The 13,857-nt window shown below is 61.3% G+C and carries 14 protein-coding genes; 2 read left to right on the top strand and 12 right to left on the bottom strand.

The window, feature by feature from the left end:
• The first annotated feature begins 47 nt into the window (after positions 1-47).
• Positions 48-788, top strand: coding sequence for an SDR family NAD(P)-dependent oxidoreductase (locus AC1D17_RS16980; protein WP_477566541.1), 741 nt, complete (start codon positions 48-50; stop codon positions 786-788).
• Between the two features lie 75 nt (positions 789-863).
• Here AC1D17_RS16980 and pssA read toward each other — a convergent pair whose 3' ends face one another.
• From pssA to AC1D17_RS16960, 4 genes are all read right to left on the bottom strand, one after another.
• Positions 864-1,715: a CDP-diacylglycerol--serine O-phosphatidyltransferase gene (pssA, locus tag AC1D17_RS16975; RefSeq protein ID WP_477566540.1), complete on the bottom strand. Its 852-nt coding sequence runs from the start codon at positions 1,713-1,715 to the stop codon at positions 864-866.
• Positions 1,716-1,857: 142 nt separating this feature from the next.
• The gene (locus AC1D17_RS16970) at positions 1,858-2,556 is read right to left on the bottom strand and encodes a phosphatidylserine decarboxylase (protein WP_477566539.1); all 699 of its coding nucleotides are present in this window, start codon (positions 2,554-2,556) and stop codon (positions 1,858-1,860) included.
• A gap of 205 nt (positions 2,557-2,761) precedes the next feature.
• Positions 2,762-4,648: an ABCB family ABC transporter ATP-binding protein/permease gene (locus AC1D17_RS16965; protein ID WP_477566538.1), complete on the bottom strand. Its 1,887-nt coding sequence runs from the start codon at positions 4,646-4,648 to the stop codon at positions 2,762-2,764.
• A gap of 198 nt (positions 4,649-4,846) precedes the next feature.
• Complete coding sequence (locus tag AC1D17_RS16960; RefSeq protein ID WP_477566537.1) at positions 4,847-6,661, bottom strand: LysM peptidoglycan-binding domain-containing protein; 1,815 nt, start codon at positions 6,659-6,661, stop codon at positions 4,847-4,849.
• A 253-nt stretch (positions 6,662-6,914) separates the two neighbouring features.
• Between AC1D17_RS16960 and AC1D17_RS16955 the strand changes: the two genes are divergently transcribed.
• Positions 6,915-7,535, top strand: coding sequence for an LOG family protein (locus tag AC1D17_RS16955; protein ID WP_477566536.1), 621 nt, complete (start codon positions 6,915-6,917; stop codon positions 7,533-7,535).
• A 24-nt stretch (positions 7,536-7,559) separates the two neighbouring features.
• Here the strand turns inward: AC1D17_RS16955 and rarD are convergent, their stop codons facing one another.
• The 8 genes from rarD to AC1D17_RS16915 all read right to left on the bottom strand — a co-directional run bounded on the left by rarD (position 7,560) and on the right by AC1D17_RS16915 (position 13,849).
• Positions 7,560-8,498, bottom strand: coding sequence for an EamA family transporter RarD (gene rarD, locus AC1D17_RS16950; RefSeq protein ID WP_477566535.1), 939 nt, complete (start codon positions 8,496-8,498; stop codon positions 7,560-7,562).
• Between the two features lie 456 nt (positions 8,499-8,954).
• Complete coding sequence (cimA, locus tag AC1D17_RS16945; RefSeq protein ID WP_477566534.1) at positions 8,955-10,577, bottom strand: citramalate synthase; 1,623 nt, start codon at positions 10,575-10,577, stop codon at positions 8,955-8,957.
• 158 nt (positions 10,578-10,735) lie between these two features.
• Entirely contained in the window at positions 10,736-11,692 is a 957-nt protein-coding gene (pip, locus tag AC1D17_RS16940; protein ID WP_477566533.1) for a prolyl aminopeptidase, read from the bottom strand.
• Between the two features lie 34 nt (positions 11,693-11,726).
• On the bottom strand, positions 11,727-12,200 hold the full coding sequence (locus AC1D17_RS16935; RefSeq protein WP_477566532.1) for a GFA family protein: 474 nt from the start codon (positions 12,198-12,200) through the stop codon (positions 11,727-11,729).
• Positions 12,201-12,202: 2 nt separating this feature from the next.
• Positions 12,203-12,697, bottom strand: coding sequence for a GFA family protein (locus tag AC1D17_RS16930; protein ID WP_477566531.1), 495 nt, complete (start codon positions 12,695-12,697; stop codon positions 12,203-12,205).
• Positions 12,694-13,176: a GFA family protein gene (locus AC1D17_RS16925; protein WP_477566530.1), complete on the bottom strand. Its 483-nt coding sequence runs from the start codon at positions 13,174-13,176 to the stop codon at positions 12,694-12,696. The genes AC1D17_RS16930 and AC1D17_RS16925 overlap by 4 nt, the downstream gene beginning before the upstream one ends.
• Positions 13,173-13,580, bottom strand: a complete 408-nt coding sequence (locus AC1D17_RS16920; RefSeq protein WP_477566529.1) for a PIN domain-containing protein — start codon at positions 13,578-13,580, stop codon at positions 13,173-13,175. Before AC1D17_RS16920 ends, AC1D17_RS16925 begins: the two co-directional genes overlap by 4 nt.
• Before the next feature lie 14 nt (positions 13,581-13,594).
• Positions 13,595-13,849 carry an antitoxin gene (locus AC1D17_RS16915; protein WP_477566528.1) on the bottom strand — a complete coding sequence of 85 codons (255 nt, stop codon included), beginning with the start codon at positions 13,847-13,849 and terminating at the stop codon, positions 13,595-13,597.
• Positions 13,850-13,857 lie beyond the last annotated feature (8 nt).

The following is a 13,857-nucleotide window of genomic DNA, read 5'->3' as shown; positions in this document are numbered from 1 at the left end:
CGTCATGAACGACGCGCGGCACTGTAAGAAATTCGGAGCTAGCAGACATGATCGATCTCACCGGCCGTATAGCCCTGGTCACAGGCGCGTCGCGCGGCATCGGCTATTTCACAGCGCTTGAACTGGCCAAGGCCGGCGCTCAGGTGATCGCCTGCGCCCGCACAGTCGGCGGACTGGAGGACCTTGACGACGCGATCAAGTCGGCTGGCGGATTACCGGCGACGCTGGTTCCATTCGATCTTGCCGACATGGCGGCGATCGACAAGCTCGGCGGCGCCATCAACGAGCGCTGGGGCAAACTGGATATCCTCGTTGCCAATGCCGGGGTGCTCGGCGTCATCTCGCCGGTCGGCCATGTCGAGGCCAAGGTGTTCGAAAAGGTCATGACCGTCAATGTCACCGCCACCTGGCGGCTGATCCGCTCCGTCGATCCGCTCCTGCAGCAATCGGGTGCCGGCCGCGCCCTGATCCTGTCCTCGAGTGCTGCCCACAAGTGCAAGCCCTTCTGGGGCCCCTACTCCGCCTCCAAGGCAGCCGTGGAGGCCTTGGCGCGCACCTGGGCCGGCGAGACACAGCGCCTGCCCTTGCGCATCCTCTCGGTCGATCCAGGCGCCACCCGCACAGCCATGCGTGCACAGGCCATGCCGGGCGAAGACCCGTCAACGGTTCCGCATCCATCCGAAGTCGCAGCAAAGCTCCTGCCGCTTGTCGGGCCTGAACAGACGGAAACGGGAAAGCTGTTCATCGTGCGGGAAAACCGCATCGTCGATTATCGGCTGCCGGATTGATCCTTGCCTGATTTCACAAAAAAAGCCGTCGCGACGATCATCGCGACGGCTTTTTCATTGTGACATGCAAGAGTGCTATTTCTTCTCGTCCGGCAGCCCGTCTTCCACCGTCACCGGATGGTCCGGATGCAGCGGCCAGCTGCCGTATTTCTTCTGCCACTTGCGTGCGCCGAACGGCAGGCTGACGAGATAGCCGACCGCCGTGACCACCATGGTTTCCCAGGTAAAGCTCATCAGCGTCGCAACATAGAGCACGACGAACAGAATGATCGGCAGGACGAGGTCGCGGCGGACGCGGTTTTCCGACTTGCCCGACCAGACCGGCAGGCGGCTGACCAGGAGGAACGCAATCAGAACGGTGTAACCGGCGGAAATGACGGCCATGGTGCGATCCGGCACCACGCCGAGAAGCCCCAGATACATCGGCAGCAGCACGAGCATGGCACCGGCCGGGGCCGGCACGCCGACAAAGTATTCCGACTGCCAGGTGGCCTTGACCTCGCGCTCCGCCATGACGTTGAAGCGGGCAAGGCGCAAGCCGGCGGCAATCACATAGATCAACGCAGCAATCCAGCCCAGCGAACGCGCCTGATCGAGAACGAAGGCATAGAGCACGAGCGCTGGCGCCACACCGAAATTGACGATGTCGGCAAGCGAATCCATCTGGGCGCCGAATTTCGAAGTGGCCTTCATCAGGCGAGCGACGCGGCCGTCGATGCCATCGAGGAAAGCTGCGACCAGCACCATGGCAACGGCAAGCTCGAAGCGGTTTTCAAAGGCCAGCCGCACGCCGGAGAGGCCAGCGCAGATGGCGAGCACGGTGATCAGGTTGGGCACGATCAGCCGTAGCGGAATTTCCCTCAGGCGCGGACCGCGTGCCTCGTCATTCGGGCCATTCGGTTCAAAGGACGGAAAGGGGGTTTCCATGGCGTGATCCTGTTCCTGTTTCGATGGCTAAAGCGCGCCGCGATCTTTCAGATTCGCGTCTCGCGCTTTAGGTCTTTGACTTTACGCATGTCGTTATCGCAAGACCGCTGCGCACTTTTGCGCGACATGCTTTAGGGTGTCATCAACCGCGGCGGCTGATGACCGGGCCTTTGGCGGAGCCGAATTCCGCAAGCACGGTTTCGCCGGCGATCGCCGTCTGGCCGAGACTGACGCGCGGCTCAGCGCCTTCCGGCAGGAAGACGTCAAGACGGGAGCCGAAACGGATGAGACCGAAACGCTCGCCGGCCTGCAGCGTATCGTTCACGGCCGACCAGCAGACGATGCGGCGGGCAACGAGACCGGCGATCTGGACGACGCCGATTTCCCCATGCGTGGTGTCGATGACCACGCCGTTGCGCTCGTTCTCATGGCTTGCCTTGTCCAGTTCCGCATTGACGAATTTGCCGGCACGGTAGGCGATCCGGCGAATGGAACCTTGCATGGGCGCCCGGTTTACATGGCAATTGAAGACATTCATGAACACGGTGATGCGCAGCATCGGCACCGTTCCAAGCCCCAATTCTTCCGGCGGCGTCATCATCGCGATCGAAGAGACACGGCCGTCGGCAGGGCTGATGACGAGATCGTCGTCGAGCGGGGTCATGCGTTCGGGATCGCGGAAGAAATAGGCGCACCAGGCCGTCAGGATGAAGCCGATCCACATCAGCGGCTCCCACAGGAAGCCGAGAACCAGCGAAACGACGAAGAAACCGGCGATGAAGGGATAGCCTTCCTTGTGTACCGGCACCAGCGTGTTGCGCACCGTATTGATCAAGCTCATGAACTCACGTCTCCAGATTTTCTTGGCCCCAGCACCTACCGCGAAACAGCGGGCCGGGCAATGCGGTGTCTGGTATTAGGAGTTAGGCAATAGGCAGGCGAGGATGATCGACTGCCTACTGCCTACTGCCTACTGCCTACTGCCTACTGCCTACTGCCTACTGCCTACTGCCTACTGCCTACTGCCTACTGCCTACTGCCTCATTTCACACAGCCGCCACACCGCGCACCACGACCCCAAGATCGTCGCTCTCGCGAACCTTCTTCAGTGTCTCCTCGGCCTGCGTCGCTTCGCGCTGGCGGTTCCACATGGAGGCGTAAAGGCCGTCACGGTCGATGAGTTCCCCATGCGTGCCGCGCTCGGCGATGCCGCCGTCCTTCAGGACGATGATTTCGTCGGCATGAATGACCGTCGACAGGCGATGCGCAATGACCAGCGTCGTGCGGTTCTGCGATACGATATCGAGCGCCGTCTGGATCTCCTGCTCGGTGCGGGTGTCGAGCGCCGAGGTCGCCTCGTCGAGGATCAAGATCGGCGGGCTTTTCAGCACGGTTCGAGCGATGGCGACGCGCTGTTTTTCACCGCCCGACAGTTTGAGGCCGCGTTCACCGACCATGGCGCCATAGCCTTCGGGCAGGCTTTTGATGAAGCCGCCGATCTGGGCAATATCGGCTGCAGCCTCGACCTCGGCCTGCGTGGCAGACGTGCGGCCGTAGCGGATATTGTATGCGATGGTGTCGTTGAACAGGACGGTATCCTGCGGCACCATGCCGATGACGGCGCGCAGGCTCTTCTGCTTCACATCGCGGACGTCCTGGCCGTCGATAGTGATCGAGCCGTCCTGGACATCATAGAAACGGTAGAGCAGCCGCGATAGCGTCGATTTGCCGGCGCCCGATGGCCCGACGACCGCGACGGTCTTGCCGGCCGGAACCTCGAAGGTGATGCCCTTGAGGATCGGCCGGGCGGGGTCATAGGCAAAGTGCACGTCCTTGAAGGCAATGGCACCCTTGCCGATCACCAGCTCCTGGGCATCCGGGCTGTCCAGCACCTCGGCCTCGACTTCGAGCAGGTCGAACATCTGCTCGATATCGGTCAGGCCCTGGCGGATTTCGCGGTAGACGAAGCCGATGAAATTGAGCGGGATGGACAGCTGCATCAGCACGGCGTTGATGAAGACGAAATCGCCGAGCGACTGCTCGCCGCGCTGGACGGCGAGCGCCGACATCACCATCATGATCGCCGTACCGCCGCCGAAAATAACCGCCTGGCCGAAGTTCAGCCAGCCGAGCGAGGTCCAGACCTGGGTCGCCGCGCGCTCATAGCGCTCCATCGACTGGTCGAAGCGCTTCGCTTCCATCTCTTCATTGCCGAAATATTTGACCGTCTCGAAGTTGAGCAGCGAATCGATCGCCTTGGTGTTGGCGTCGGTATCGCTGTTGTTCATGGCGCGGCGGATGCCGATGCGCCAGTCACTCGCCTTGATGGTGAACCAGATGTAGAGGGCGACCGTGACGGCTGTCACCAGCAGATAGCTGAAACCGTAGCCCCACCAGAAGATGATCGCGGTCAACAGGAACTCGATGAGCGTCGGCACGGTGTTGAGGATGGTGAAGCGGACGATCGTCTCGATGCCCTTGGTACCACGCTCGATGATGCGCGACAGGCCGCCGGTGCGCCGCTCCAGATGGAAGCGCAGCGATAGCTGGTGCATATGGACGAAAGTACGGTAGGCAAGCTGGCGCACCGCATGCTGGCCGACGCTGGCAAACAGCGCATCGCGCAACTGGTTGAGCCCCGCCTGCAGCAGCCGGGCGAGATTATAGGCCAGCACCAGCATGACAGCGCCGGTGAAGGCAACCGGCAGAACGCCGGTAATATCGGTCTTGCCGTTCAACGCATCGGTTGCCCATTTGAAGAAATAAGGCACAAGCAGCAACACGACCTTGGCGGCCAGCAGGATGACCGTCGCCCAGACCACGCGCATCTTCAGATCGGTGCGGCCGGTCGGCCACATATAGGGCCACAGGTTGATGATCGTCTGCAGCGGGTTGCCCGCATCCGCCGATACCGTCTTTTTTTGCGCTGCCACGTCCTGTCCGCCTTTGTTCCCCAGCCGCTTCTCACAGACGGCAGTCCTTGCGCGCCTTCGATGTCACGACAATGAAGGACGAGGGTAGCGCAAAGACGCAATTTCCAATCAAAAGCGGCGCCTTTCCCAAGGCGCCGCTTTGTGTTCCAGATAGGTCTCATCCAAGTCCGCTGCAATGGAGCAACGTGTAAAAAGCCGTCAGGGCAGATGCTTCACGTGCTTGCGGTGCATCTCTTCCGATTCGGCTTCCGACATCGCCTTGTCCGGCACGCCGAATATCTGGCCCGGCATGATCCGGTCCGGGTTGGTGATCTGGTCCTCATTGGCGAGGTAGATCGTCGTGTAGCGCACGCCCGCACCATAGACGCGGCGCGAGATCTGCCAGAGCGTATCGCCGCGGCGGATGATCACCGAGGTCTTGCTGTGTTGCAGCGGCGCCTGCTGGACGGTTTCCGGTTCGGCGGCCGCCTGCCCCGTTGCAGGAGCAGCCTTGTCCGTTGCCGTAGCGGCCGTGCCTGGCTCTGCGGCAGGCTTCTGTGCCGTCTCCGCCGCCGTCGCGGGCTTTGCGGCATTGCCGCCCTCAGCAGGCGCCGTGCTTGCAGCTGCTGCACTGTCCTGAGCCGCAGCCGGCGTCGTGGTTTCGCCCGCAACAGCGTCGTTGCCGGTGCCGTCCGTGCGCGGCATCAGCGCCGAGCCGACCGCAGCCTCGATCTTGCCGAGCGCTGCCGAAACGCTGGCCGCATCCTTGGGAAGCGCCTTCAGCATGGCAAGCGCATCCGTCGCAGCAGCAGAGGTCTTGGCAGCGGTTTCCCTGACGCTTGCGTCGAGATTATCCGCAACCTTGAAATCGGCGAGCGACTTCAAGGCAATTTCCGTCGATGAACGCGCAGCGGCCAGCTCCTCGGCTGTCGGAACCTTGCCGCCGGCAAACAGGCCTTTCAGCAGGCTAAGCGCCTTGGTTGCCTCCAGGCGCAAGCCATCGAAACTGCCGCCTTCGACCGGCACGACAGAGCCCTGTGCATTGCCTTGGGCAACGGCCGCCACCTGATCACCGGCCGGACGATCGAACGGTACGGCGGCGCGCAATTCGACCTTGCTGCCATCGGCGCCCATCATATCGGCCCGGATCGTGTGATTGCCGACAGGCAGCTCGATCGTGCCATCGACGACGAAACGGCCCTGCTCGTCGGTCTTTGTTTCTCCGACCAGCATGTCATCGGCATAGATGCGTACCATCGCACCGGCCTTGGCATTGCCGGCAACAAAGATCTTCTTGCCTTCGATCTCGACGGCGGAAACGCCGACAAGCGATTTGTCGCCGGTTGCCGCAACCGCAGCAGCGTCGGCAGGCTTTGCGACGTCCGTGGCTGTCTCGGCGGTGCCCGGCGCAGGTTCGGCCTTCGCCACCTCGCCAGCGGCAGCCGCTTCGGCCACCGGCTTGGTGATGATGCGGCTTGCCTCGCCCGGCTTCGACACCATGGCGAGCAGCTCGCCGGCCTTGTCCTTCGGGATCGAGACGGTCGCGACCTCATCCGAGGACTTGGTCACTCCGTTTTCGCCAACACTGCGCAGCGTCAGCTGATAGTCGCCGGCCGGCAGCGGCTTGTCGAAGACTGCGGCAAAATCGCCGGTCGCGCCGACATCCGCCGTGCCGATGACAGTCTCGCCATTGACGATCTCGAGCTTGGTGTTGGGCTGCGCCCGTCCGGCAATCACGGTCGAACCATCCGGCTCGACGCGCAGCACATCAAAGCCCGGCACAGCCCATGCGGCTGGATCGGCAGAGTTGACGTCCGTTGCCGTGGTATTTGCCGTTTCGCTCTCAGCCGTCGGGCGCGCGCCCTTTGCATCGACGGGCTTGGCATCAGCCTGCTTGGCAGTACTGTCACCCRTCGCTTCCGCCGTGATCTTATCTTTGCCGCCGTTGATATTGGGCAGGACAAAGAAAATCATCAACAGCGACGCAATTGCCAGGACGATAAGGGCCACCCAGCCGGCCTTGTTCTTCATCATGCAAATCTCCAAATGGCCCGGAACCGTCTGCGCCCGGCATGAGCGCAGAAAGACAGCCTTTTCCAAGCCCGTGCAGCTTTCCGCCGGTTTTTGCTGAATAGAATCAGCCTGCCCATTACGTCAGCTCATGCTTAAAAATTGCTAACGATTCCCAACATTTTCCACAAGCAGCGCCGCATGTTCCAACCTACGAACAGGCCCGTTTTTCGTCATTTTTCTTGACGACTGCCRCACTGCGATGTCTCTTTGGACCATGAATGAGCAAAATATCCCGATTCGATCCATCTGCGTCTATTGCGGTTCGCAGCCCGGAGGCGACCAGTCCTTCATGGATGCCGGTCGAATCCTCGGCAAATCCATTGCCGAGAATCATCTTCACCTCGTCTATGGCGGCGGTACCAAGGGCATCATGGGCGCTGTCGCGAGTGGCGTTCTTTCGCATGGCGGACGCGTTACCGGCATTATACCAGAATTCCTGATGGATATGGAGGCCACCCGTCATTCGCTGGGGCAGCTGAGCGAACTGATCGTCACGCCTGACATGCATGAGCGCAAGCACAAGATGTTCGAGCGTTCCGACGCCTTCGTCACGCTGCCGGGCGGGATCGGAACCCTTGAGGAAATCGTCGAGGTCATGACCTGGGCGCAGCTCGGCCGCCACCGCAAGCCGATCGTGCTCGTCAATATCAACGGCTTCTGGGACCCGCTGATGAAACTGGTCCAGCATATGGCCGACAGCGGCTTCATCCACACCGCCCATCTCGTCCAGCCGCTGGTGATCGATGCGCCAGAAGAGGTCGTTCCGGCTTTGCTTGCCCACTGGGCAAGCCAAGTCGATCGCGATGGCGACGAGGGGATTATTGCAAAGCTTTGAGGACCGTAAGCCAACCCCGGCCGATTATTCGGCCGGGTTCAGTACAGCAGCCCGGCGGGCACGGCTTTCCATGATCATGGACGTCGAATAGACCGCCAGCGCTGCCCAGATCAGGATGAAGGCAATCAGCTTCGACGTGCCGAAGGGCTCGTGGAAGACGAAAACGGCGATGATGAAGATCATCGTCGGGGCGATGTACTGCATGATGCCGATGGTCGAGAGCTTAAGCAGCTTGGCGCCGTTGGCATAGATCATCAGCGGAACCGCAGTCACGACGCCACAGGCCATCAGCCAGGCGACATCGGCCCAGCCGGTATCGATGAAATGGCCCTGGCCTGTCATTTCCAGGTAGGCGATATAGGCGAGAGCCGGAACGCTGAGCAGCAGCACTTCCAGGAAGAACCCCTGATTGGGACCGACCGGCAGCGTCTTGCGGAAGAAGGCGTACAATCCCCAGGACAGCGCCAGGCCGATGGAAACCCATGGCAAGCCGCCCGCATCGAAGGCGAGGACGACGACGGCGATGGCGGCCAGTACGATCGCCACGATCTGTGCCGGATTGAGCTTTTCCTTCAGCAGGACGGCGCCCAGGAAGATCGAGAACAGTGGGTTGATATAATAGCCGAGTGCCGTTTCCAGCGCCCGCCCTGCCCCGATCGCCCAGACATAGATGCCCCAGTTGATGGTGATCAGCACCGCCGTCAGCATCGCCATCTTCAGCATACGCGGCGAACGCAGCGCGACCTTCACATCGTCCGTGCGGCCAAGCAGGATCAGAACGGCACCGGCCAGCGGCACCGACCAGACGATCCGGTGCGCCACCACTTCGAAGGCCGGGATGTGTGCGACGGCCTTCATGAAAAATGGCAGGAACCCCCAGAGCAGATAGGCGGTCAGAGCGAAGGCAAAGCCGCGCGGCGAATCACCGTTCTGCACCACCGGTGTTTGTTTCGCGTCAGCCATGGCATTTCATCCCGTTACAGCGTGCCTTGTGGCCGCTCTTCGTTGTTTCACTCGTCCTACTCCAAAGGCCATTGATCAACCAATTCATTTCCGTGAACCTTGCTACAACAAAGCTCACAGTGGATTTTCACGGCGGCACGGACTGATTGCCGATGTGAAGGGCGTAATGATCGAGGACGGGGGCGGCGGCGCGGACGGGTTTGCGACGTTCTGGCCGGTGTTGTGAGGTGCAGCGTCCGGCGCTTTGTCAGACCACCTCTATCAATGTCTCGCCGCGCAATAGTGCGGCGACAACTGCCGGTAAGGCTATTTCGAACCGGGTAAGAAGCTCCTGGCGGCGTGTATTGGGCCACCGGATCCAAACGACCGCCGGACCGGTCTGCACCAGAACCTTGCGCTGCGCAAAGTCCCCAGGGATTGTAACATGCAGTCGAACGGCGATCGCCTCCCCTCGCCTCACTCCGCCGCAGCCAATCCCGCCTGATCCCGGTTCTTCAACAGCTTGAACACGATCGAATCCATCAGTGCCTGGAATGACGCATCGATGATGTTGTCGGAAACCCCGACCGTCCACCAGCGGGCGCCGGTACCGTCGACGGATTCGATGAGGACGCGGGTGATGGCGCCGGTGCCGCCATTGAGGATACGGACCTTGTAGTCCACCAGCTCCAGATCCTCGATCTCCGACTGGTATTTGCCAAGATCCTTGCGCAGCGCCAGATCGAGCGCGTTGACGGGACCATGGCCTTCGGCGACGGACATCATCGTTTCGCCGTCGACCGATACCTTTACCACCGCCTCCGAGACCGTCTTCAGGTTGCCGTTGGCATCGAAGCGGCGCTCGACCATGACGCGGAAGCTTTCGACGTGGAAGAAATCCGGCACGGAACTGAGCGTGCGCTGGGCAAGCAGCGCAAAGCTCGCGTCCGCCCCTTCATAGGCATAGCCGGTCGCCTCGTTTTCCTTGACGATGGAAATCAGCTTGTCGAGCTTCGGATCGTCCTTGGAGACGATGATGCCGCGTCGCTTCAGGGCATTGATGAAATTGGCCTTGCCGCCCTGGTCCGACACCATCACCTTGCGCAGGTTGCCGACACTTTCGGGCGTCACATGCTCGTAGGTGCGCGGGTCTTTCAACAAAGCCGAGGCATGGATGCCGGCCTTGGTGGCAAAGGCGGAGGCGCCGACATAGGGCATCTGATGGTCCGGCGAACGGTTGAGAAGCTCGTCGAAGGAATGCGAAAGCTGGGTGAGTTCCTGCAGCCGGTCGCCATCGATCGCCGTTTCGAAGCGGCTTGTATAGGTTTCCTTCAGTGCCAGCGTCGGGATCAGTGTCACCAGATTGGCGTTGCCGCAGCGTTCGCCGATGCCGTTCAGCGTGCCCTGGATCTGGCGCACGCCTGCCTCGACGGCGGCGAGCGAATTGGCGACCGCCTGCCCCGTGTCGTTGTGCGCATGAATGCCGAGATGGGCGCCGGGAACGCCGTGCGCAATGACGGCTGCGACGATGTCGCGGATTTCCGGCGGCTGGGTGCCGCCATTGGTATCGCAGAGCACCACCCAACGGGCGCCGGCGTCAAAAGCTGTTTTCGCGCAGGCGAGCGCATAGGCCGGGTTTGCCTTGTAGCCGTCGAAGAAATGCTCGCAGTCGATCATCGCTTCCTTGCCGCTCGCAACGACAGCTTCGACCGAGGACTGGATCGATTCGAGGTTTTCTGCGTTGGTGCAGCCAAGCGCCACGCGGACATGATAATCCCAGCTCTTGGCGACAAGACAGATCGCGTCGCTTTGCGCCTGCAAAAGGCTCGTCAGCCCCGGATCGTTGGAGGCGGAAACGCCGGCCCGCTTGGTCATGCCGAAGGCGACGAAGCGCGCGGTTTTCGTGCGCTTCTTGCTGAAAAACTCGGTATCGGTCGGATTGGCGCCGGGGTAGCCGCCCTCGACATAGTCCATGCCGAACTCGTCCAGCATCGCCGCAATGGCGATCTTGTCCTCGACGGAAAAATCGATGCCCGGCGTCTGCTGGCCGTCGCGCAGGGTGGTGTCGAAGAGATGGATGCGTTCGCGTGTCGTCGCCATAAATGTTCCCTCCAAAGGAACGGAATACTTTATAAAAAACCCTCACCCTAGCCCTCTCCCCGCAAGCAGGGAGAGGCGATGATCGAGGTCGCCGCTTGTCCCTTCTCGCCGTTCACGGGGAGAAGGTGGCCGACAGGCCGGATGAGGGGCAGCCTTTACTATTTCCCCGCAAACCGGTCCGTCGCCCGGATCAGCCTGTCGAGAATGCCGGGCTCGGAATAGGCGTGCCCCGCTCCTTCGATCAGATGAAACTCCGCTTCGCCCCACGCCTTGTGCAGCGCCCAGGCATATTTTGCCGGGCATGGCATATCGTAGCGGCCGTGGACGATGACGCCCGGGATGCCATGCAGCTTATGGGCGTCGCGCAAGAGCTGCCCCTCGTCCAGCCAGCCGGCATTGACGAAGAAGTGGTTTTCGATACGGGCGAAGGCGTGGGCGTATTCCTCCTCCTCGAACGGCGTCGATGTCGCCGGTTCCGGCAGTAGCGTGATGGTTTCCCCTTCCCAGATGCTCCAGGACTTGGCGGCGGCAACACGGGTTGCCCGGTCGTCGCTGGTCAGCCTCCGGTGATAGGCGAGCATCATCTCGTGACGTTCGTTTTCCGGGATCGGGGCGATGAAGCGCTCCCATTTGTCGGGGAACATTTCCGAAACGCCGAACTGATAGTACCAGTCGAGTTCGGCCTTGGTCAGCGTGTAGATGCCGCGCACGACCAGCTCGGAAACGCGCTCCGGATGCTTTTGCGCATAGGCAAGCGCCAGGGTCGAGCCCCAGGAGCCACCGAAGACCAGCCATTGTTCGACGCCCGCCATCTCGCGCAGCCGCTCGATATCGGCCACCAGATGCCAGGTGGTGTTGGCCTCGAGCTTAGCATGCGGCGTGGATTTGCCACAGCCGCGCTGATCGAACAGCGTTACGTCATAAAGCTTCGGGTCGAACAGGCGGCGGTGATTGGGCGAGATCGTGCCGCCGGGGCCGCCATGCAGGAAGACGGCGGGCTTGGCGCCCGGCGTGCCGGATTTCTCCCAATAGATCGTGTGGCCGTCACCAACGTCGAGATAGCCAGAGGCATAAGCCTCGATTTCGGGATAGAGCGTGCGGAGAATTTCGGTCATGCTTTTGCTTTCAAGGGTAACTTAAAACTGCCGGTCAGGAGGTGTGCGGAAATTGCGGCCAGACCTCGGTGTCGTGGTCGGGGTGCTGGAAGGAAATGATCTGTTCCTGCTGCATGTAATAGTCGGGATCCTGATGCACCGGCTGATCGAAGATCGTCGTCACCCAGGAATTGCGGGCGGCGAAATTCACCTGGATCTGCGGGGCAAGATCGGAGCGGTCATCGAAGGCGCCGATGGCGATTTCGAGCCCGCCCGGATGCTTGTAGGTCAGCGGCGTGCCACAGGCGGCGCAGAAGCCGCGGGCGATATTGACCGAGGATTGGAAATAGCTGGGCTCGCCCCGCGTCCATTCCGCCTCGCCCTTGATGGTGACGAGCGGGCCGAAGAAGCCGCCAAAGGCTTTCTGGCACATGCGACAATGGCAGATCGACGGGCGACCGAGTGCGCCATGAATCTTGAAGCGGACGGCGCCGCATTGGCAACCTCCGGTTCGATTGATGTCTGTCATCGTCAGTCCTCCGGTGGCCAATGATCGGTGTCATAGTCTGGATGCTGGCAGTTCGATTCCAGAATGGCGATATGCCGCTCGGTGCTTGCCTTCTCGCCGTCATCGGTTTCCGTGCCCGGCAATCCCGGCAGATGCGAAAACCAGGGCATCCGCGATTCCACGCCGGATTGTGTCACCGGCCGCACGTCATAGGGATCGTCGAGCGAGCCGAGCACGATATTTATGAAATCGGCCTCGGGCATATCGTAGAACAGCGGCGTGCCGCAGAGAAAACAAAAGCCCCGCCGCACCAGATGCGAGGAACGGAACCAGCCGGGTGCGCCGCGGGTGATGCTGAACGTTGCGCGCGGCACATTGGCGAGCGGCAGAAAATAGTTGCCGGATGCCTTCTGGCACATGCGGCAATGGCACAGGTGCGGATCACCGAGCGTTCCCTCCGCCCGGTAGCGCACCGCGCCGCACTGGCAGCCGCCGGTATAGATGCGGCTGATGCTCATGCCCGGTCTCCCGGTGGCCAGGCCTTAGTATCGTGGTCGGGGTGCTGGTAGGAAACGAGATGAGCGAGAAAAGACGCGGCATCCTGATCGGCCATCGTATCCTCGCCCGGCAAGTCCGGGATGTGATCGACATAGGGCAGCTTGGCCTCGATGCCCCACTGGATCTTCGGGACGATGCCTTCCGGCTTGTCGAAGGCGGCAATCGCCAGGCCGACGCCATCAGGGGCTTCGTAGCACAGCGGCGTGCCGCAATCGCCGCAGAAACCGCGTTTGACGAAATTCGAAGACTGGAAATATTTTGGCTCGCCGCGCGTCCAGCTGAGCTTCGCCTGGCGCACGGAAACCAGTGGCGCATAGAAATTGCCGAACGCCTTCTGGCACATGCGGCAATGGCAGACGGAGGCGTCGCCGAGCGTGCCTTCGACACGGAAACGGACGGCGCCGCACTGGCAGCCGCCGGTGTGGACAGGGTCGGTCATGGCATCACTTCCTTGTCTCCAAGCCAATTTTCGACCTTGAGCCCGTCAACGCGAGAAAATTCACGGGTGTTGTCGGTCACGAAAACGAGATCCAGTGCGCGGGCATGGGCGGCAATCAAAATATCCATTGGGCCGATGAGATTGCCGCTGCGCGTAAGCTGGTCGCGAATCTCTGCATAGTGCATTGCTGCAGCAGATTCGTAGGCGACGACGTTGAGGCGTAGCAGCATGTTTTCCACGAGCGACGACAGCCGCTCCGATCCTCTCTTCACTGCGCCGTATCGAAGTTCCGACGCAACGAGTGCGCTAATACAAAGCGTGGCACTTCCAACGCTTTCAACGCGGCGCACCACCTCCCCTTCCGGAGCGCGGATCATGTGCGATACAATATTGGTATCGAGCATGTAGTGCCACGTGCTCACAGATCGATGTCCTCAAGCGGCAGCTGCCCGTCATCGACATCCGGAAACTCCTCGTCCCAAGGCTCGATAGTGGCCAGCCACTCCAGCAAGCCGCTTTTCTTTTTCGGCTCGATGATCAACCGATCGCCTTCCTTGCGCATGATCGCCTCGTTGCCCGGGAGCTCGAATTCCACGGGAATGCGAACGGCCTGATTGCGGCCGTTGCGAAAGAGCTTCACCTCGCGCCCCTGGTCAACCTGGATCACTGTCATGGCAACCT

Source organism: Pararhizobium sp. P1_E7 (assembly GCF_056405855.1).
The sequence above is the reverse complement of the archived record's forward strand: the minus strand, read 5'-3'. Positions and strand labels throughout refer to the sequence as shown.

Excerpts from the sequence above, each read along its gene's own strand:
- AC1D17_RS16980 (WP_477566541.1), top strand. The coding sequence starts at position 48 with ATGATCGATCTCACCGGCCGTATAGCCCTGGTCACAGGCGCGTCGCGC.
- pssA (WP_477566540.1), bottom strand. The coding sequence starts at position 1,715 with ATGGAAACCCCCTTTCCGTCCTTTGAACCGAATGGCCCGAATGACGAG.
- AC1D17_RS16970 (WP_477566539.1), bottom strand. The coding sequence starts at position 2,556 with ATGAGCTTGATCAATACGGTGCGCAACACGCTGGTGCCGGTACACAAG.
- AC1D17_RS16955 (WP_477566536.1), top strand. The coding sequence starts at position 6,915 with ATGAATGAGCAAAATATCCCGATTCGATCCATCTGCGTCTATTGCGGT.
- rarD (WP_477566535.1), bottom strand. The coding sequence starts at position 8,498 with ATGGCTGACGCGAAACAAACACCGGTGGTGCAGAACGGTGATTCGCCG.
- cimA (WP_477566534.1), bottom strand. The coding sequence starts at position 10,577 with ATGGCGACGACACGCGAACGCATCCATCTCTTCGACACCACCCTGCGC.
- pip (WP_477566533.1), bottom strand. The coding sequence starts at position 11,692 with ATGACCGAAATTCTCCGCACGCTCTATCCCGAAATCGAGGCTTATGCC.
- AC1D17_RS16935 (WP_477566532.1), bottom strand. The coding sequence starts at position 12,200 with ATGACAGACATCAATCGAACCGGAGGTTGCCAATGCGGCGCCGTCCGC.
- AC1D17_RS16930 (WP_477566531.1), bottom strand. The coding sequence starts at position 12,697 with ATGAGCATCAGCCGCATCTATACCGGCGGCTGCCAGTGCGGCGCGGTG.
- AC1D17_RS16925 (WP_477566530.1), bottom strand. The coding sequence starts at position 13,176 with ATGACCGACCCTGTCCACACCGGCGGCTGCCAGTGCGGCGCCGTCCGT.
- AC1D17_RS16920 (WP_477566529.1), bottom strand. The coding sequence starts at position 13,580 with ATGCTCGATACCAATATTGTATCGCACATGATCCGCGCTCCGGAAGGG.
- AC1D17_RS16915 (WP_477566528.1), bottom strand. The coding sequence starts at position 13,849 with ATGACAGTGATCCAGGTTGACCAGGGGCGCGAGGTGAAGCTCTTTCGC.